This window comes from Amycolatopsis nigrescens CSC17Ta-90 (genome assembly GCF_000384315.1).
Classification (GTDB): domain Bacteria; phylum Actinomycetota; class Actinomycetes; order Mycobacteriales; family Pseudonocardiaceae; genus Amycolatopsis; species Amycolatopsis nigrescens.
In genome coordinates this window covers 6,104,220-6,121,927 of record NZ_ARVW01000001.1, presented here as the reverse complement: position 1 = coordinate 6,121,927, position 17,708 = coordinate 6,104,220, and the positions used below count along the sequence as shown (strand labels likewise).

15 protein-coding genes are annotated in these 17,708 nt (G+C 71.6%); 5 read left to right on the top strand and 10 right to left on the bottom strand.

Annotation, left to right across the window (positions count from 1 at the left end):
• Positions 1 to 46 precede the first annotated feature (46 nt).
• Together AMYNI_RS0129170 and AMYNI_RS0129165 are read right to left on the bottom strand one after the other, a co-directional pair.
• Positions 47 to 868 carry a hypothetical protein gene (locus tag AMYNI_RS0129170; RefSeq protein ID WP_020671626.1) on the bottom strand — a complete coding sequence of 274 codons (822 nt, stop codon included), beginning with the start codon at positions 866 to 868 and terminating at the stop codon, positions 47 to 49.
• Complete coding sequence (locus tag AMYNI_RS0129165; protein ID WP_026361086.1) at positions 865 to 1,158, bottom strand: hypothetical protein; 294 nt, start codon at positions 1,156 to 1,158, stop codon at positions 865 to 867. The genes AMYNI_RS0129170 and AMYNI_RS0129165 overlap by 4 nt, the downstream gene beginning before the upstream one ends.
• Before the next feature lie 297 nt (positions 1,159 to 1,455).
• On the opposite strand from AMYNI_RS0129165, the gene edd reads away from it, so the two are divergent.
• Positions 1,456 to 3,324, top strand: a complete 1,869-nt coding sequence (edd, locus tag AMYNI_RS0129160; protein ID WP_026361085.1) for a phosphogluconate dehydratase — start codon at positions 1,456 to 1,458, stop codon at positions 3,322 to 3,324.
• A gap of 37 nt (positions 3,325 to 3,361) precedes the next feature.
• Positions 3,362 to 3,985 carry a bifunctional 4-hydroxy-2-oxoglutarate aldolase/2-dehydro-3-deoxy-phosphogluconate aldolase gene (gene eda, locus AMYNI_RS0129155; protein WP_020671623.1) on the top strand — a complete coding sequence of 208 codons (624 nt, stop codon included), beginning with the start codon at positions 3,362 to 3,364 and terminating at the stop codon, positions 3,983 to 3,985.
• A 6-nt stretch (positions 3,986 to 3,991) separates the two neighbouring features.
• On the opposite strand, the gene AMYNI_RS0129150 is transcribed toward eda, so the two are convergent.
• The 5 genes from AMYNI_RS0129150 to AMYNI_RS0129125 form a co-directional block, all read right to left on the bottom strand.
• Positions 3,992 to 4,324: a YnfA family protein gene (locus AMYNI_RS0129150; RefSeq protein WP_020671622.1), complete on the bottom strand. Its 333-nt coding sequence runs from the start codon at positions 4,322 to 4,324 to the stop codon at positions 3,992 to 3,994.
• A 12-nt stretch (positions 4,325 to 4,336) separates the two neighbouring features.
• Positions 4,337 to 4,864, bottom strand: coding sequence for a regulatory protein RecX (locus AMYNI_RS0129145; protein ID WP_211225640.1), 528 nt, complete (start codon positions 4,862 to 4,864; stop codon positions 4,337 to 4,339).
• A 186-nt stretch (positions 4,865 to 5,050) separates the two neighbouring features.
• The gene (gene recA, locus AMYNI_RS0129140; protein ID WP_020671620.1) at positions 5,051 to 6,103 is read right to left on the bottom strand and encodes a recombinase RecA; all 1,053 of its coding nucleotides are present in this window, start codon (positions 6,101 to 6,103) and stop codon (positions 5,051 to 5,053) included.
• Between the two features lie 226 nt (positions 6,104 to 6,329).
• Positions 6,330 to 6,524, bottom strand: a complete 195-nt coding sequence (locus AMYNI_RS0129135; RefSeq protein ID WP_020671619.1) for a DUF3046 domain-containing protein — start codon at positions 6,522 to 6,524, stop codon at positions 6,330 to 6,332.
• Between the two features lie 135 nt (positions 6,525 to 6,659).
• A complete protein-coding gene (locus AMYNI_RS0129125; protein WP_020671618.1) occupies positions 6,660 to 8,537 on the bottom strand; it encodes an Hsp70 family protein in 1,878 nt (625 codons plus the stop codon).
• A 167-nt stretch (positions 8,538 to 8,704) separates the two neighbouring features.
• On the opposite strand from AMYNI_RS0129125, the gene AMYNI_RS0129120 reads away from it, so the two are divergent.
• From AMYNI_RS0129120 to AMYNI_RS0129110, 3 genes are read left to right on the top strand one after another with little or no spacing between them, the layout of a single operon-like run.
• On the top strand, positions 8,705 to 13,459 hold the full coding sequence (locus AMYNI_RS0129120) for an ATP-dependent helicase (protein ID WP_020671617.1): 4,755 nt from the start codon (positions 8,705 to 8,707) through the stop codon (positions 13,457 to 13,459).
• Between the two features lie 40 nt (positions 13,460 to 13,499).
• Positions 13,500 to 14,000, top strand: coding sequence for a peptide deformylase (gene def, locus AMYNI_RS0129115; protein ID WP_020671616.1), 501 nt, complete (start codon positions 13,500 to 13,502; stop codon positions 13,998 to 14,000).
• Positions 14,001 to 14,043: 43 nt separating this feature from the next.
• Positions 14,044 to 14,562 carry a GNAT family N-acetyltransferase gene (locus AMYNI_RS0129110; protein ID WP_020671615.1) on the top strand — a complete coding sequence of 173 codons (519 nt, stop codon included), beginning with the start codon at positions 14,044 to 14,046 and terminating at the stop codon, positions 14,560 to 14,562.
• Between the two features lie 4 nt (positions 14,563 to 14,566).
• On the opposite strand, the gene AMYNI_RS0129105 is transcribed toward AMYNI_RS0129110, so the two are convergent.
• The 3 genes from AMYNI_RS0129105 to AMYNI_RS0129095 form a co-directional block, all read right to left on the bottom strand.
• Positions 14,567 to 15,682 carry a GNAT family N-acetyltransferase gene (locus AMYNI_RS0129105; RefSeq protein WP_020671614.1) on the bottom strand — a complete coding sequence of 372 codons (1,116 nt, stop codon included), beginning with the start codon at positions 15,680 to 15,682 and terminating at the stop codon, positions 14,567 to 14,569.
• 116 nt (positions 15,683 to 15,798) lie between these two features.
• Positions 15,799 to 16,527 (bottom strand): VOC family protein, encoded by a 729-nt coding sequence (locus AMYNI_RS0129100; RefSeq protein ID WP_026361083.1) that lies wholly within the window; start codon positions 16,525 to 16,527, stop codon positions 15,799 to 15,801.
• A gap of 34 nt (positions 16,528 to 16,561) precedes the next feature.
• Entirely contained in the window at positions 16,562 to 17,644 is a 1,083-nt protein-coding gene (locus tag AMYNI_RS0129095) for an FAD-dependent oxidoreductase (RefSeq protein WP_020671612.1), read from the bottom strand.
• Positions 17,645 to 17,708: the final 64 nt, after the last annotated feature.

Sequence of the window (17,708 nt, the reverse complement as noted above, 5' to 3'; positions counted from 1 at the left end):
ACCTCAGAGCTGGTTGACGCTGTTACCGGCGCGAATGGCGCCGTTTTTAGTTGATGAAGCGCAGGTCCGAAATCGCGCCACTGGCCACGAGCATTACGTACAGATCGGTGAGGACCAGCGTACCCAGCGTCGTCCAGGCCAATGTCATGTGCCGGGTGTTGAGCTTGGAAACCTGGGTCCACAGCCGGTATCGGACCGGATGTTTGGAGAAGTGCTTGAGCCGCCCGCCGGCGATGTGCCGGCAGGAATGACAGGAAAGGGTGTAGGCCCACAACAGGAGCACATTGCCGGTCAGAATGATGTTGCCCATCCCGAAGCCGAAGCCGCCGCCCGATCCGTGGAATGCCGTGATCGCGTCATAGGTATTGATCAGCGAGACGACCAGCGCCGCGTAGAAGAAATAGCGGTGCGCATTCTGGACGATCAGCGGAAGCCGGGTCTCACCGGTGTAGATGGCCTTCGGCTCACCGACCGCACAGGCCGGCGGCGAAGCCCACACCGACCGGTAGTAGGCCTTTCGGTAGTAGTAGCAGGTCAGCCGGAAACCGAGCAGGAACGGCAGCACCACGAACCCGAGCGGCATGAACCCCGGCAACTCGGGGAACGGCGTGCCGAAGTGGCTCGATCCCGGCACGCAGGAATCACTGAGACACGGCGAATAGAACGGCGTCAGGTAGTGGTATTCCTCCACCCAGTAGGCGGTGCGCACGAACGAGCGGATGGTCGCGTAGATCACGAAGGCACTGAGCCCGAGCACGGTGAGCAGCGGCTGCAGCCACCACCGGTCCGTGCGCAGGGTCTTCTCGGTGATCCAAGCCCGCGATGGGGCCAGGAGGCCGGTCGCAGCTCGTTTTGCCTGGAGGCTCACCGCTGATCACGCTGGTAGCCGCCGACGCCTTCGTCATCGGCGCCGTGCCACAGCGAAGGGTCGTAGGGGGTGTCCGGCACGACCACCACTTCCTCCCGGTCCACCGCCTTCGGCTGGGCAGGCACCGGCGGTGCCTCGTCGAGCTCGTTCGCGTCGATGTCGAGCCGCTCTACATCGTTCGCGAGACGGCGCACCACGGAGGCGTCGCCGTATCTCGAGCGAAGTGCCCCGACGCATTGGCGAAGCTGGCCGATCGTTCGACGAAGCTCAGTAATTTCGGTGGTGGACATTCATACCTCCGAGTCAGTTCGCCGACCTGGCCAGGGCGGTGAACCCCTGGCCGCATACCCGCCGACTCTGCCGTGTCATGTGCAGTGTGACAAGTAGCACACGCAGGGTAGATGCCGTGATTGGGGTCACGCGAAACGATCTACTTAATCGATTTTGATTCGGGGTGTACGTCTGGGTACTGTGTCGACTGTCACCGCCGAGCGACGCCAGTGCAGCCGTCCGCCGGACACCCGAAGAAAGTGTTCCGACGCCGGCGCCGCCAGACCGCCAGGTCACGCGCCGCGAGGAGGCCTGCCATGCAAGTCCACCCCGTCCACCCTGTCATTGCCGAAGTCACCGCCCGGATCGCGGCACGCAGCGCGGACGGTCGCTCCGCCTATCTGGCACGCACCGCCGCGACCAGGAGCCAGGGGCCGGTTCGCGCCGGAATGGCCTGCAGCAACCTCGCGCACGGGTTCGCCGCCTGCGAGGGTTCCGACCGGCTCGCGATCCGCGGGCTGCGCAAGCCCGGTATCGCCATCGTGTCGGCCTACAACGATCTGCTCTCCGCGCACCAGCCGTTGCACGAATACCCGGCGTGGCTCAAGGACGCGGCGCGGGAAGCGGGCGGGGTCGCCCAGTTCGCCGGCGGAGTGCCCGCGATGTGCGACGGCATCACCCAGGGCCGGGCCGGGATGGAGCTCTCGCTGTTCAGCCGCGAGGTGATCGCGATGGCCACCGGGATCGCGCTGTCGCACGAGATGTTCGACGGCGCGCTGCTGCTCGGCGTCTGCGACAAGATTGTGCCGGGGCTGCTGATCGGCGCACTCGCGTTCGGCCACCTGCCCGCCATCCTGGTGCCGGCCGGGCCGATGAGCTCCGGCCTGCAGAACAAGGAAAAGGCGAGGATCCGCCAGCTCTTCGCGGAGGGCAAAGCGAGCAGGGAGGACCTGCTGGAGGCCGAGTCCGCGTCCTACCACTCGGCGGGCACCTGCACCTTCTACGGCACTGCGAACTCGAACCAGATGGTGGTCGAGGTGATGGGCCTGCACCTGCCCGGCGCCAGCTTCGTGCACCCCGGCTCACCGCTGCGGCGGGCGCTGACCGAGCAGGCGGGCAGGCGGATCGTCGAACTCTCCCGGAACGAGCACTACACGCCGATCGCGGAGGTGGTGGACGAGCGCTCGGTGGTCAACGGCGTGGTCTCGCTGCTGGCTACCGGCGGCTCGACCAACCACACCCTGCACCTGGTGGCGGTCGCGGCGGCCGCCGGCATCCAGCTCACCTGGGACGACTTCGCCGAGCTTTCCGCGGTCGTGCCGCTGCTGGCGAACGTGTACCCGAACGGCAGCGCGGACATCAACCACTTCCACGCGGCGGGCGGGGTGCAGTTCCTGGTCGGCACCCTGCTGGACGCCGGGCTGCTGCACGAGGACGTGCGGACCGTGGCCGGGGACGGGCTGCACCGCTACCGGCAGGAGCCGATCCTTGGCGACGACGGGCTGGTCTGGCGCGACGTGCCCACGCGCAGCCTGGACGAGACGGTGCTACGGCCCGCGGAGCGCCCGTTCGCGCCGGACGGCGGGTTGCGGATGCTGTCCGGCAACCTCGGCCGCGCGGTGATGAAGGTGTCCGCGGTGGCACCCGGGCATCGCCGAGTGCACGCCCCAGCCAGGGTGTTCACCGGCCAGGAGCAGTTCGACCTCGCCTTCCGCGCCGGTGAGCTGGACCGGGACGTGGTCGTGGTGATCCGCAACCAGGGGCCGGGGGCCAACGGGATGCCGGAGCTGCACGGGCTGACCCCCGCGCTCGGCGTGCTGATGGATCGCGGGCACCAGGTGGCACTGGTCACCGACGGCCGGATGTCCGGCGCGTCCGGCAAGGTCCCGGCCGCCATCCAGCTGACCCCGGAGGCCGCGTCCGGTGGCCCGATCGCGCGGATCGCGGACGGCGACCCGATCCTGCTCGACGCCGGCGCCGGCAGGCTCGACGTGCTGGTCGGCGAACACGAGCTGAACGGGCGTGAGCTGGTGGACTCGCCGCCGGGCGAGGCAGCCTGGACGGGGACCGGCCGGGAGCTGTTCACCGCGCTGCGCCGCGCGGTCGGCCCGGCCGATCAGGGCGCGAGTGTCTTCGGCCAGCTCACACCGGGGCACTTCGGCGCACCCGCGCGGGCACGTAGGTAAGAATCAAGGCAGTTCTCACAACACTGGAGGTGCCGGCGTGACCACCGGGTCCGATCTGCTCGACCTGTCCCCCGTCCTGCCCGTGGTGGTGCTGACCGACGCCGCCGACGCGGTGCCGGTCGCCGAGGCGCTGCTCGCCGGCGGGATCAGGGCGATCGAGGTGACCCTGCGGACCCCGGTCGCGCTGGACGCGATCGAGCGGGTGGCCGGGGAGGTGCCCGGCATCGTGGTCGGCGCCGGCACGGTCACCTCACCGGAGCAGGCCCGGCGCGCGGCCGAAGCCGGCGCCGGGTTCCTGGTCACCCCGGGCAGCACGGACGCGGTGCTGGAGGCGGCTTTCGAGACCGGGCTGCCGTTCCTGCCCGGCGCCGCGACGGTGTCGGAGGCGATGCGGCTGGCCGAGCGCGGCCTCGACGCGCTCAAGTTCTTCCCGGCAGAGGCCAGTGGCGGCATCGACTTCCTGCGCTCGATCGGAGGCCCGCTGCCGGGCCTGCGGTTCTGCCCGACGGGCGGGATCACCCCGGGGACCGCGGCGGGCTATCTGGCGCTGCCGAACGTCGGCTGCGTAGGCGGTTCCTGGCTGACACCGAAGGATGCCTTGTCCGCCAAGGACTTCGGCCGGGTGGAGGCGCTCGCCATGCAGGCCGCGGGGATCGCCTAGCCGGGCTCACCCGCGAGGCGCGTACATGATGACGGCGACTCCGGCCAGACAGATCAGGGCGCCGATGACGTCGTAGGAGTCCGGCCGGTAGCCGTCGGCGACCATGCCCCACGCCAGCGAGCCCGCGACGAAGACACCACCGTAGGCGGCCAGGATGCGGCCGAAGTTCGCGTCCGGCTGCAGGGTGGCCACGAACCCGTACAGCCCGAGCGCGGCCACCCCAGCACCGATCCAGACCCAGCCGCGGTGTTCCCGCACGCCCTGCCAGATCAGCCAGGCCCCGCCGATCTCGAACAGCGCGGCCAGGCCGAACAGCACGAGGGAGCGCAGGACGAGCACGGCTGCTCCCGGTTATTCCGGTACCACGTCGTCAAGCATGGTGGCTTCGGCGCCGGCCTGCCGGAGTTCCTCGCGGACCACCGTGTAGCAGAGGCCCGAGGGGTAGCCCTTGCGGGCGAGCATGCCGAGCAGCCGCCTGGTGGCGGTCTCCTCGTCGAGCGAGGTCATCGAGCGCATCCGTTTGCGCACCAGCTCGCGGGCGCGTTCTTCTTCCGCGTCACGATCGACCTCGCCCGCGGCCTCCACCGCGATCTCGGCATCCACGCCCTTGCGCTTGAGCTCGTTGACCAGTGCCGTTCTGGAGAGTCCCTGGTTGGTGTGGCGGGTACGTACCCACAGCTCCGCGAACGCAGCGTCGTCGACCAGACCGGCCCGGTCCAGCTTGCCGAGCAGCGTTTCCCGGGTTTCCTCGTCGAAGCCCTTACGGCGCAAGGCCTGCCGCAGTTCGTCCTTGGTCCGCGGCCGGGCCGCGAGCAGGTCGAAACAGACCTCCTTGGCCTTCTTCGCCCTCTCCTCCGGCGGCAACTCCTCCGGATTCACCTTCGCCATACCCACTCCACCGAATTCACCAAACCTCAACCACCCGCTGGTCTCCCCCCACGCGCCCACTCCCGCAGGGCGAGGAGCTCGCACCGTGGGGGTCTGGGGGCTCGGCCCCCAGAAACCATCACGGATGATCCCCTGGCGAGCGCACTCCGCGAGCACACTCCGCCCAAGATCAGAAGATCAGAAGTCGACCGGAGCGGGTACGGCGGCTTCGGCCGGGTCGGCGTCCAGTTTCGCGCCGATGCCGAGCTTCTCCTTGATCATCTTCTCGATCTCGTTGGCCACGTCCGGGTTCTCCAGCAGGAAGCGGCGGGCGTTCTCCTTGCCCTGGCCGAGCTGGTCGCCCTCGTAGGTGTACCAGGCACCGGACTTGCGCAGGATGCCCTGGTCCACGCCCATGTCGATGAGCGAACCCTCGCGGGAGACGCCCTTGCCGTAAAGAATGTCGAACTCGGCCTGCTTGAACGGCGGGGCGACCTTGTTCTTCACGACCTTGACCCTGGTGCGGTTGCCGACCGGCTCGCCGCCGTCCTTGAGCGTCTCGATGCGGCGAACGTCCAGCCGGACCGAGGCGTAGAACTTCAGCGCCTTGCCACCCGTGGTGGTCTCCGGGGAGCCGAACATGACGCCGATCTTCTCGCGCAACTGGTTGATGAAGATCGCGGTGGTGCCCGAGCTGCTCATCGCACCGGTGATCTTCCGCAGCGCCTGGCTCATCAGCCTGGCCTGGAGGCCGACGTGGTTGTCACCCATCTCGCCCTCGATCTCGGCGCGCGGCACGAGCGCGGCCACCGAGTCGATCACCAGGATGTCCAGCGCGCCGGAGCGGATCAGCATGTCCGCGATCTCCAGCGCCTGCTCACCGGTGTCCGGCTGGGAGACCAGCAGCGCGTCGGTGTCAACGCCGAGCGCCTTGGCGTACTCCGGGTCCAGCGCGTGCTCCGCGTCGATGAACGCGGCGATCCCGCCCGCCTTCTGCGCGTTGGCCACCGCATGCAGCGCGACCGTGGTCTTACCGGAGGACTCCGGGCCGTAGACCTCCACCACGCGGCCGCGGGGCAGACCGCCGATGCCGAGTGCGACGTCCAGCGCGATGGCACCGGTCGGGATCACCGCGATCGGGGCGCGGCCCTCCTCGCCGAGGCGCATCACCGAGCCCTTGCCGTACTGCTTGTCGATCTGTGCCAGGGCAAGCTCGAGTGCCTTGTCCCGGTCCGGTGCTGCTGGTGCCATGAAAACCCACCTCAGTCTGGTTGGCGCTTGTTCGGAAGTTCTTCGGGTCCGACGCTACGGACGGGGACCGACAATTCCAGGTCTCGGCGGCGATCTGTGGACAGCTGGCCCCGGTGTGCACAACACCATAGACGAACACTTGTTCGAGGTCGGAAGTGACACACCCACCGGGTAGGATTTCCCGGATCTTTTCTCCGCCGGACGAGATCGGTGCCGTTCGGTGCCTTCACCGGCGTTCAGCGGGCACCTCGAACGCCGCGCAGACCGCACGCCAGATCTGCTTGACGGGCACCCCCGCGGCCAGCGCCTGGTCCACCGTGCGGCCGCCGAGGTCGCTGAGCACGTGGTCCATGGCAAGGGATTCCGCCCGGCCCGCCCCGAACTCGTCCGCCATCAACCGCCGGAACACCGTGATACGCATCGACGGCCAGCCTAGTCGAGCGGATGGACGTACCGTGGAGGCATGTCCACCGCACTGTCCCTCGCCTCGATCGCCTGCGTGGCCGGCGCGCTGGTGGTCCTGCTGCGCAACTACCGGCGCCGCTGAGCCCGGGGTTCAGTCGCCGGGCTGCACGGTCCGCTCGAAGTAGTCGGCCAGGTCCGACGGGCTGCTCGCGGTCGGCTGATCGGTGCCGTTGACCTGGTAGATGATCCCGGCCAGCGGCCGGTCCGACGCGGTGAAGACGAGCACCGACGAGGTCTTCCCGGCGGCGGTGGCGTACCGGCCCTGCAGCCCGTTGCCCTTCCATTCCGCCTCCACCCGGTCCCCGCCGGCCGAGGCGAGCAGCCGGTCGGTGTACTCCTTGAGCGAGGCCGCCGAATGCCCGTGCACGTAGCTGAGCTGCGCGCCGGCCAGCGCGGGTGCCGAGCAGGTGGCCGCCACCCCGAAGTCCTCCCCAGCCGGCGGCGCGATCTGCCCGTTGCCCATCCCCGCGCCGCACTGGGCCTCGTCCGCGATCTTGCCGGCCAGCTGGCGCAGGCAGCCGGTGAAGCCCTTGTCGTCGGGGCTGCCCGGCTGCTGGCATTCCGCCGCGGTGTAGGTGGTCGCCGAGGACGTGCTGGTGAAGAAGATCGCCGCACCGGCCCCGAGCAGCACCACCACCGCAGCCGCGATCCCGATCAGCAGCTTGCGGCGGTTCCCGCCGGTCTTGGCGCCGCCGGCCACCGGGTAGCTCGGGAAGTTCGAGGGCGCCTGCGGGCCGCCGCCGGGAAACCCGCCGGGCGGGTACTGCGGCGGCGCGGGCGGGTAGCCACCCTGCCGCGTGGCCATCGGCGGCGGGGTGTGCGGGCCGGTCTGCGCCGGCGCCACGCCTGGTCCGGCATTCGCGACCTGGCCCGCCACGTTCTGGGTGCGCATGCTGATGCCGTCCGCGGCGACGTGGTGCGCACCGAGCGCGACCGCGGTCTCCGGCTGGTCCAGGCTCGACGGCACCACGCCCAGCTTCTCCGCGATCATGCTGCCGACCAGCGGCAGCCTGCTCGAACCGCCGACCAGGTAGATCCCGCCGAGGTTCGCCGGGGCCAGCCCGGCCGAGCGCACCGTCCTGGCCAGCAGCTCCACGCTGCGCAGCATCGCCGGCCGGACCAGCGCCTCCAGCTCCGCGCGGGTGACCAGCACGTCGGTGAACGGCTCCGGCATCGGCACCTCGGTCTGCGGGTGCCGGGACAACGCCTCCTTGGCGGCCTTCACGTCCTCCTGCAGCGAGCGCCGGGTGCGCCGGTCCGGGGTGGACTCCGGGCGCAGCAGCCGCTGCCAGCGCTGCGGGTCGCGGTGCGAGACCTCGCGGCCGACGTGCACCAGCAGTGCCTGGTCCACGTCGAGACCGCCGAGGTCGGGCAGGCCGTCTTCGGCGAGCACCACGAACCCGTTCTGGGTGGCGCCGACCACCGCGACGTCGAAGGTGCCGGCGCCAAGGTCGTACACGGCCAGCGCCTGGCCCGGGGCGAGAGACGCGCCGGGAAAGGACGCAAAGTGGGCGGCAGCGGCGACGGGTTCGGGGACCAGCAGGATCGTGCCGGTCGCGCCGGCCAGCCTGGCCGAGGAGAGCAGCACGTTGCGGCGCACCGGTCCCCACTGGGCCGGGTGGGTCAGCCTGATCTCGTCGGGCTGCTCGCCGCCGAGCTGGCGTGAGGTCTCTTCGAGCACCCGCCGCAGCACCGCGGCCAGCGCCTCGTTCACCGGCACCACGTCGTCCCCGAGCAGCAGCGTCTGCTCGTCGACCCGGCGCTTCGGGTTGGGCTCGAACCGGGTCGGGTCCAGGCGTGCCCGGCGCTCGGCGTCCCGGCCGACCATCAGCGTGCCGTCCTCGTCGGCGAACACCGCGGAGGGCATGGTGGCCGAGCCGTCCACCTCGACCACTCTCGGTGGACGGCCGTGCGCGGACAGCACGGCGACGGTGTTCGACGTCCCCAGATCCACCGACAGGATCCGCACGGCTCCCCCTCAGACGAACGCAGTACCACGATCGCGTCGTGATGCTGCCATGTTGACGGCCGGGCACGGGTACGGACCCGCCAAGTGACGGTGATCCGCGCCAGGTTCACCGAGGTCGGGACCGGTCGCCGGTGGCCCCCGCTCGGAAACTGTCGGTGCCCCGACGCATGATGGTCGGCGTGGCTGCATCGGCGCTCGAACTGTTCTCCCCCGCGACCAGGGACTGGTTCACGGGGGCGTTCGCCGCGCCCACCGACGCGCAGGCCGGCGCGTGGCGCGCGGCGCACGCCGGGCAGCACGCGCTGGTGGTGGCCCCGACCGGCTCCGGCAAGACATTGGCGGCGTTCCTCTGGGCACTGGACCGGCTGGCGGTGGAGCCACCACCGCCGAAGCCGACCGAACGCTGCCGGGTGCTGTACGTCTCCCCGCTGAAGGCGCTCGCGGTGGACGTGCAGCGCAACCTCCGCGCGCCACTTGCCGGAATCTCACAGGCCTCCCGGAGGCTCGGCCTCGACCCGCCGGAGATCGAGGTCGGCATGCGCACCGGCGACACCACCACCACCGAGCGGCGATCCTTCACCAGGACCCCGCCGGACATCCTGGTGACCACGCCGGAGTCGCTGTTCCTGATCCTCACCTCCTCGGCCAGGGAGTCGCTGCGCGGGGTGCGGACGGTGATCGTGGACGAGGTGCACGCGGTGGCCGCCGGCAAACGCGGCGCGCACCTGGCGCTGTCCCTGGAACGGCTGGACGCGCTGCTGCCGCGGCCCGCCCAGCGGATCGGCCTTTCCGCCACCGTCCGGCCGGTGGACGAGGTGAGCGCCTTCCTCGGTGGCGGCAGGCCGGTGCGGGTGGTGCAGCCGAAACTGGCCAAGACGATCGAGGTGCGGGTCGAGGTCCCGGTCGAGGACATGGGCAGCCTGGACGCGCCCGCCTCGCCGATGGACGCCCTGACCATGCCCGAACTGCCGGCTGAGGGCGGGATCGGTACCCAGGAGGAGATCGGCGGCGCGGCGGTCAACCGGCCGTCGATCTGGCCCGCGGTGGAGGAGCGGGTGCTCGAGCTGATCAGGGCGCACCGGTCGACGATCGTGTTCGCCAACTCCCGCCGGCTGACCGAGCGGCTGACCGCGCGGCTGAACGAGCTCGCCGCCGGGAAGACGCCGGAGCTCCAGCCGGGGCAGCGCTATCCGGCGGAGGCGATCGGCGAGTCCGGGCTGACCGTCGGCATAGAGGTCACCGAAGACACCGTGGCCAAGGCGCACCACGGCTCGATGTCCCGCGAACAGCGGACCCGGGTGGAGGAGGAGCTCAAGACCGGGCGGCTGCCCTGCGTGGTCGCCACCTCGTCCCTGGAGCTGGGCATCGACATGGGCGCGGTGGACCTGGTCGTGCAGATCGAGGCCCCGCCGACGGTGGCCTCCGGGCTGCAGCGCGTCGGCAGGGCGGGGCACCAGGTTGGCGCGGTGTCCAGCGGGGTGATGTTCCCGAAGTTCCGCGGTGACCTTGTCTCCTGCGCGGTGGTGGCGGAACGGATGGCGTCGGGCTCCATCGAGGCGGTGCGCTATCCGCGCAACCCGCTGGACGTGCTGGCCCAGCAGGTGGTCGCGATGGTCGCGCTGGAGTCGTGGACGGTCACCGAGCTGGCCGCGCTGGTCCGGCGCTCGGCCCCCTTCGCGGCGCTGCCGGACGACGCCCTGCACGCGGTGCTGGACATGCTGGCCGGCCGGTACCCGAGCGAGGAGTTCGGCGAGCTGCGGCCGCGGATCACCTGGGACAGGGTGACCGACGAGCTGCACGGCAGGCCGGGCTCGCAGCGGCTGGCGGTGACCTCGGGCGGCACCATCCCGGACCGCGGGCTGTTCACCGTGATGACCCCGGGCACCGAGGGCAGGCCAGGCTCGCGGGTCGGCGAGCTGGACGAGGAGATGGTGTACGAGTCGCGGGTCGGCGACACCGTGCTGCTGGGCACCTCGTCCTGGCGGATCACCGACATCACCCATGACCGGGTGATCGTGGTGCCGGCACCGGGCGAACCGGCCAGGATGCCGTTCTGGAAGGGCGACGCGCCGGGCCGCCCGCTGGAGCTCGGCAGGGCACTCGGCGCCTTCGTCCGCGAATTGTCCACTTTGGACTCCGAGCGGGCGGTGGAGCGGGCCGCGGCGGCCGGGCTGGACGAGCGGGCCCGCACCAACCTGCTGGGCTACCTGGCGGAACAGCGGGCCGCGACCCGGCATCTGCCGAACGACCGCACCATCTTGCTGGAACGGTTCCGCGACGAACTCGGGGACTGGCGGGTGATCCTGCACTCCCCCTTCGGCGCGCAGGTGAACGCGCCGTGGGCGCTGGCGATCGCGGCCAGGCTCCGGGAGAACCGCGGGGTGGACGCGCAGGTGGCGCATTCCGACGACGGGATCGTGCTGCGGCTACCGGACGCGCTGGACTCCGACGGCGGCGAGGTCACCGTCACGGCGGAGGACGTGCTGCTGGATCCGGAGGAGGTCGAGCAGCTGATCGTCGCGGAGGTGGGCGGATCGGCGCTGTTCGCCGCCAGGTTCCGGGAGTGCGCGGCCCGTTCCCTGCTGCTGCCGCGGCGCGACCCGCGCCGGCGCAGCCCGCTGTGGCAGCAGCGGCAGCGGGCGTCGCAGCTGCTATCGGTGGCCGCGAAGTACGAGCGTTTCCCGGTGGTGCTGGAGGCGATGCGCGAGTGCCTCCAGGACGTCTACGACGTGGGCGGCCTGCGCGAGCTGATGGCCGACGTCCGGGCCAGACGGGTGCGGGTGGTCGAGGTGGAGACCCCGTCCGCGTCGCCGTTCGCCCGCAGCCTGCTGTTCGGTTATGTCGGCATGTTCCTCTACGAGACCGACGCGCCGCTGGCCGAGCGGCGGGCCGCCGCCCTGTCGCTGGACTCGTCGCTGCTGGCCGAACTGCTCGGCACCGAGGCGATCAGGGAACTGCTCGACGCGGAGGTGGTGGCCGAGGTCGAGCGGTCGCTGCAGCGGCTCGACGAAGACAGGCATGCCCGCAACGCGGAGGACACCGCAGACCTGCTCCGGTTCCTCGGCGATCTGACCGAGGCCGAGGCGGCCGAGCGCGGGGTCGCGCCGGAGTGGCTCGGCGAGCTGGAATCCGCCCGCCGGGTGATCCGGGTGCGGATCGCGGGTGAGCGGCGGTTCATCGCGATCGAGGACTCCGGGCGGATGCGGGACGCGCTGGGCGTGGCGCTGCCGGTGGGCGTGCCCGAGGTGTTCACCGAGCCGGTGGCCGACCCGCTGGGCGAACTGCTCATCCGATACGCGCGCTGCCGTGGCCCGTTCCCGGCCGAGCAGGCCGCCGCGCGGTTCGGGCTCGGCACCGCCGTGGTCACCGGGGTGCTGGACCGGATGACCTCCGACGGCAGGCTGGTCCGCGGTGAGCTGAGCCCGGTCGGCAGGGCGGAGGCCGGGTCGGCCCATCCCGCGCATCCGGGCGGGGTCGAATACTGCGACGCGGCGGTGCTGCGCCGGCTGCGGCGCGCCTCGCTGGCCAGGCTGCGGGCCGAGGTGGAACCGGTGGAACCGGCCGCACTCGGGCGGTTCCTGCCTTCCTGGCACGGAATCGGCGCGAGCTCGGAGGCCTCAGTAACCGATACTCGCGCCAGCCCGGTTGTTGAGGCCGACCGGGTGCGGGTGTCCCGCAAGACACTGCGGGGGGCGCCCACGGCGGACGATGTGCTCTCGGTGGTGGAGCAGCTGGCCGGGGCGCCGCTGCCGGCCAGCGCGGTGGAGTCGCTGATCCTGCCCAGCAGGCTGCCCGGCTACTACCCGGCGCTGCTGGACGAGCTCACCGCCGCGGGCGAAGTCACCTGGTGCGGGTGCGGCGGACTAGCCGGTGGGGACGGCTGGCTCGCGCTGGCCCCCGCCGACGTGGCCGACCTGCTGCTGCCCGAGGTCGAGGAGAACGTGCCGGACACTCCGCTGCACCGGGCCATTAAGTCCACATTGGACGGTGGCGCGCTGTTCTTCCGGCAGCTGGTGGACAGGGCATCCCCGCTGGTGGAGTCCCCGCCGGAGGACGCCGAGGTGGTGGCCGCGCTGTGGGACCTGGTGTGGGCGGGGGTGGTCACCGGCGACACCCTCGGCCCGGTCCGCGCCCAGGTCTCCGGGCGGGGCGCCACGCACAAACCACGCCGCAGCGCACCACGCGGCCGGTACGCCAGGATGCGGGCCGGCCGGCCCGCCATGCCTTCGCGCACCGGGCCGCCGACGGTGGCCGGGCGCTGGGCGCTGACCCCGGCGCGGGAGGCCGACCCGACCAGGCGGACCCATGCCCGCACCGAAGCCTTCCTGGAACGGCACGGGGTGCTGACCAGAGGCGCGCTGGAGACCGAGCGGGTCACCGGCGGGTTCTCCGGTATCTACAAGGTGCTGCGCGGGATGGAGGACTCCGGGCAGGTCATCCGCGGCTATGTGGTGGAGGGCCTCGGTGCCGCCCAGTTCGCCGCGCGGGGCGCGGTGGACCGGCTGCGGGCGGTGTCCGACACCGGCGCCCGGCAGCGCGACCCGGCCGCCACCGGTGGCGCGGTGGTGCTGGCCGCGTCCGACCCGGCGCAGCCCTACGGCGCCGCGCTGGGCTGGCCAGCGCCGGTGGGCGGCACCAAGCACCGCCCGGCGCGCAAGGCGGGCGCGCTCGCCGTGCTGGTGGACGGGGTGCCCGCGCTGTACGTGGAACGCGGCGGCCGGTCGCTGCTGTCCTTCACCGAAGACGAACCGAGCCTGCGGCTGGCCGCCGAAGCCCTGTCCAGGGCGGTCCGGGAGGGCTGGCTCGGCCAGCTCGCGGTGCAGCGCGCCGACGGCGAGCACGCGCTGACCTCGGCGCTGTCCGAGGTGCTCACCCAGGCCGGTTTCCGCGCCACCCCGAAGGGCCTGCGGCTGCGCGCCTAACCGGCGTTAAGCTCTCGCGGCGAGAGAGGGAGTTCGAACCATGGCCGTGCGGGAACTGCGCTACTTCGGCGACCCGGTGCTCAAGACCGTCTGCGATCCGGTGCTCAAGTTCGACAAGGGCACCGAGTCGCTGGTCAACGATCTGCTGGACACGGTGGACAAGCCGGGCCGCGCCGGGCTGGCCGCCCCGCAGATCGGGGTGGGGCTGCGCGCGTTCAGCTACAACGTGCACGGCCAGATCGGCTACGTGCTGAACCCGGAGATCGTCGAGCTGTCCGAGGAGACGCACGAGATCGACGAAGGCTGCCTGTCCGTCCCCGAGCTGTGGTTCCCAACCACCCGTGCGAAGCACGCGGTGGTGCGCGGGGTCGACCTGCGCAACGAACCCGTTACGGTGCAAGGAAAAGACGTGATGGCGCAGTGCCTGCAGCACGAGACGGATCATCTCGACGGGCTGCTCTACCTGGACCGGCTGGCGGCCGAGCGCAAGAAGCAGGCGCTGCGCCAGGCCCGGGGCAAGGACTGGTTCTGGAACCGCTGAGCACGCCTCGCCGGTCGCCGCGGCCCGTGCCAGGGTGGTCGTCATGGTCAACATGGTCGCGGTGAAGGTGCGGCGGGCCGTGCCCGGAGACGGGGACGGCTGCTCGCGTGTCTGGCGGGACACCGGCCGCTACCTCGCCGAGCTGAACCCGGATCTGAGCCAGGTGCCGGACTGCTCCGAGCTCGCCGACAAGTTCGACGCACTGTGCTCGGCGCTGGGCGGGCAGCCGGACCAGCTGTTCCTGGTCGCCCTCCGCGACCGCGAGATCGTCGGCATGCTGATCGCCAGGCTGCTGGAGCCGGCCGAGAACGCATCGCTCCAGCTCGAACGGGACCTCGGCCGGCGCCGGGTGCAGGTCGACGCGCTCGCCGTGTCCGCCGGGCAGCGGCGGGACGGCGCCGGGACCGCGCTGATGGAGTCCGTGCTGGGCTGGGCGCGGGAATGCGGCGCCGAGGTGATGCTGCTGGAGACCGAGGCGAACAACGAGCTGTCCGTGCCGTTCTACCGGGATCGGCTGGGGTTCAGCGCTCGGCTGGTGAAGTTCCGGAAAGAGCTTCGCTGAGCGGTCACCGGAACCCGGCGGGCAGTTCGATCCGCACTGACCCGTTCTCACCGGGCTCACCGCCGGTACGGGCGGCGGTGAGCCCGGCTCGCACGGCGGTGCGGATGATCGCGTCCTGACCGGGCAGGCAGACCGCCACCAGCTCCCGATGGCCGCGGATCGCGGCGAGCGTGGCCAGCCTGATCATCAGCGCGGTGCCCACCCCGTCGCGCTGCCAGGAGTCCTCGACCAGCAGGGACACCTCGGCCCGGTCGGGGCCGGCGGGAAGCAGCTGGCCGAGCCCGACGGTCTCGCGGCCGCACATCGCGAGCAGGCTGAGCCCGCGCGGCGGCGTGAGCAGCCGGTGCAGCCAGCGACGGGGCACCGTGCGCATCCCGGTGTGGTAGCGCTGGAAAAGGGTGTTCATCGAGCACCGCTGGTGCAGGGCGAACACGCGGTCCGCGTCGCCGGGCTCGCCGAGCCGGAGCACCAGCGCGGCACCGTCCGCGGCGGTCACCGCCACCGGGCCGGCCGGGTTCGTCCGCACCGCGCCGAGCAGGGCGAGCAGCCCGTCCGCCCTGGCCAGCTCGAGCTGCACGAACGGCGCCCACCGGCGGCGGGCCACCAGCACCCGGCCGGGGTCGAGCTCGAACACGACCCGGTGGCCGCCTTCGGTGCGGCCGCGGTTCGCCTCGGCCACCGGCACCAGGGTGACCAGGTCCGCGGCCAGCACCTCGCGGAGCACCTCCGCGACGCGCTCGGGGTCCAGCACCGCGCGGGTGACCGAGGCGAGCGTCGCGGCCGAGGTGTCCACCAGTTCGCGCACGTCGGCGTCGGTGATTCCGGAGCATTCGCAGCCCTCGTCCCGCAGGGCGCGGACGAGGTGGCGCTTGGTCAGCCCGGTGGCGGGCCGGACCACGATCTCGTCCAGCACCCCGCCGGGCACCGGCAGCACGGTGAGCCCGAGGATGTTGCACTCCAGGTCGGCCAGCCTGATCGCGATCCTGGCGAGCGTGCCAGGCCGGTCCTCCACCCGGATGCGGAGCCGCCAGGTGAGCGAGGTGGCCTCGGTTGCACCACTCGGCAGTCCGGCCCGGGAGAGCTCGGTGACCTCGGCGCTTCGAGCGTGACTGATGTCCATCCGTCCACGGTCGCCCGCGGTTGTTGCTGCCCTAGGGCGCGTTTGTTTCGCGCTTGTCATGACTCCCCGACGGGTCACCAGGCCCCGCAACGCATCCGAAACAAGCGGCGGCGGCCTCAGCGCGGGGTGAGCACGCAGAACTCGTTGCCCTCCGGATCCGCGAGCACCCGCCACGGCTCGTCCCGCTGACCCACGTCGGCGGTCCGCGCGCCGAGCCGGACCAGCCGTTCGACCTCGCCGGCGTGGCCTCCGCCGGCCGGCGGGGCCACGTCGAGATGCACGCGGTTCTTGCCCCGCTTCGGTTCGGCGCCGCCCAACAGCTCCAGCCAGGGCCCCCTGCCGGTCGGCGCGCGCAAGCCCACCTGCGCATCCGCCCGGCGGGAGAGCACCCAGCCGGTCGCCCCGGCCCAGAAAGCGGCCAGCCCGGCCGGATCCGCGGCATCGAGCACGATGGCCGCGACGGCTCCGGTGCGGGCGTACTCCGGCCGGGGTTCCAGCACGCAGAACTCGTTGCCCTCCGGGTCGGCGAGCACCACCCAGGGCACCGGTCCCTGCCCGATGTCGACCGGCTCGGCGCCCAGCCGGACCGCGCGATCCACCAGTGCCCGCTGCTCGGCGGCCGAGCCGCTGGCCAGGTCCAGATGGATCCGGTTCTTCGCCGTTTTCGCCTCCGGTACCGGAACCATGACCAGGTCCAGGTCCCAGCCGTCGGCGGCGGGCGCGCGGACGGCCACCTCCGACGGCAGGTCCAGCGCGATCCGCCAGCCGAGCAGCTCGGCCCAGAACCCGGCCAGCTCTCGTGGTTGTGCCGAGTCGACCACCAGGTTCACCGGACGGGTTGCCATGGCCCGAACCTAGCGGGTTCCCCGGCTGGCGGGCTCAGGCGAGACCGAAGAGGTCGGTGTACACCCCCGACCGGAGGTCCGCGCCCTTGATCTCCGAGGTCTGCTCGGCACCCAGCATGCCCATGCCGAGCGCGTAGGAAGCGCCGCCCGACGGTCCCAGCGGGAGGGCGATACCGGGCGCCGCGGGCTGATAGGAGACCAGCTCTTGGCCGCCCTGGATCAGGGTCCGGATGTTGGCCGCGATCACCTCGGCGTGGTCGCCCGCCGCCTTGGCCATCTTGGCCTCCGGGATCGCGGTGATGTCGCCGAGGGCGAAAACGCGTTCCTGGCCGGGAAGCCGCAGCTGCGGCGTGACCTCGACGTCGCCGCCGTCACGCCGTGCGGAGGCGAGGTCGCCGGCCAGGTAGTCGGTGACCGGCACGACGCCGAAGCAGCGGAACCAGAGGTCGGCGGTGATCTCCCGGCCGGAGCGCGTGTGCACGGTGAAGGTCTTGGCCTCGCCGGGATCGGACGGCGGCAGCTCGCGCAGGGACGTGCCGAGGACCAGCTCGACACCCAGCTCGTCGAGCTGACGGCGCAGCTCGGCCCGGAACTCGTCGGGGAAACCGCCGGCGAGGAGGTCGTCCGCCGGATCGACGATGGTCACGGCCTTTTCCGGCCAGGCCGCCTTGAGCTCGCCGGCCAGTTCGAGCCCCACCGGCCCCGCGCCGAGCAGGAGCACGTTCTCCGCGCGCACCAAGGCATCGCGGGTGACGTGGAACCTTGCCTTGGCCGCCGCGCTGTCGGGCACGTCGACCTTGGCCGGGAACGGGTAGGTAGATCCGGTGGCGAGCACGACGTAGTCCGCCGCGATCCGCTCGCCCGAGCCGAGCGTGACGGCCGTGGTGTCCACCCGCACGGCCCGCTCCCGGACCACCCGGCCGCGGTCGAGCAACCGGTCGTAGCGGTAGAAGAGCCGGTCCGTCCAGGCCGGGTCGACCAGGCCGCGCAAGGCGGCCACGTTGTGCACGAAGGCGTCCCGGGGTTCCACCAGTACGACGTCGGCCACGTCGTCCAACGCCTTGGCGACGGTGATCCCGCCGTATCCCCCGCCGATTACGGCCACGGTCGCGGTCATGGGAGCTCCTAGTTCGTAGTACGTACTGTTGGTTATGCGAACTACATTAGTTCGCACCACGAAC

Bases quoted from the DNA above. Each gene is read 5' to 3' on its own strand.
- recA (WP_020671620.1), bottom strand. From the start codon at position 6,103: ATGGCACCAGCAGCACCGGACCGGGACAAGGCACTCGAGCTTGCCCTG.
- edd (WP_026361085.1), top strand. From the start codon at position 1,456: ATGCAAGTCCACCCCGTCCACCCTGTCATTGCCGAAGTCACCGCCCGG.
- AMYNI_RS0129095 (WP_020671612.1), bottom strand. From the start codon at position 17,644: ATGACCGCGACCGTGGCCGTAATCGGCGGGGGATACGGCGGGATCACC.
- AMYNI_RS0129120 (WP_020671617.1), top strand. From the start codon at position 8,705: ATGATGGTCGGCGTGGCTGCATCGGCGCTCGAACTGTTCTCCCCCGCG.
- AMYNI_RS0129105 (WP_020671614.1), bottom strand. From the start codon at position 15,682: ATGGACATCAGTCACGCTCGAAGCGCCGAGGTCACCGAGCTCTCCCGG.
- AMYNI_RS0129110 (WP_020671615.1), top strand. From the start codon at position 14,044: ATGGTCAACATGGTCGCGGTGAAGGTGCGGCGGGCCGTGCCCGGAGAC.
- AMYNI_RS0129100 (WP_026361083.1), bottom strand. From the start codon at position 16,527: ATGGCAACCCGTCCGGTGAACCTGGTGGTCGACTCGGCACAACCACGA.
- def (WP_020671616.1), top strand. From the start codon at position 13,500: ATGGCCGTGCGGGAACTGCGCTACTTCGGCGACCCGGTGCTCAAGACC.
- AMYNI_RS0129135 (WP_020671619.1), bottom strand. From the start codon at position 6,524: ATGCGTATCACGGTGTTCCGGCGGTTGATGGCGGACGAGTTCGGGGCG.
- AMYNI_RS0129165 (WP_026361086.1), bottom strand. From the start codon at position 1,158: ATGTCCACCACCGAAATTACTGAGCTTCGTCGAACGATCGGCCAGCTT.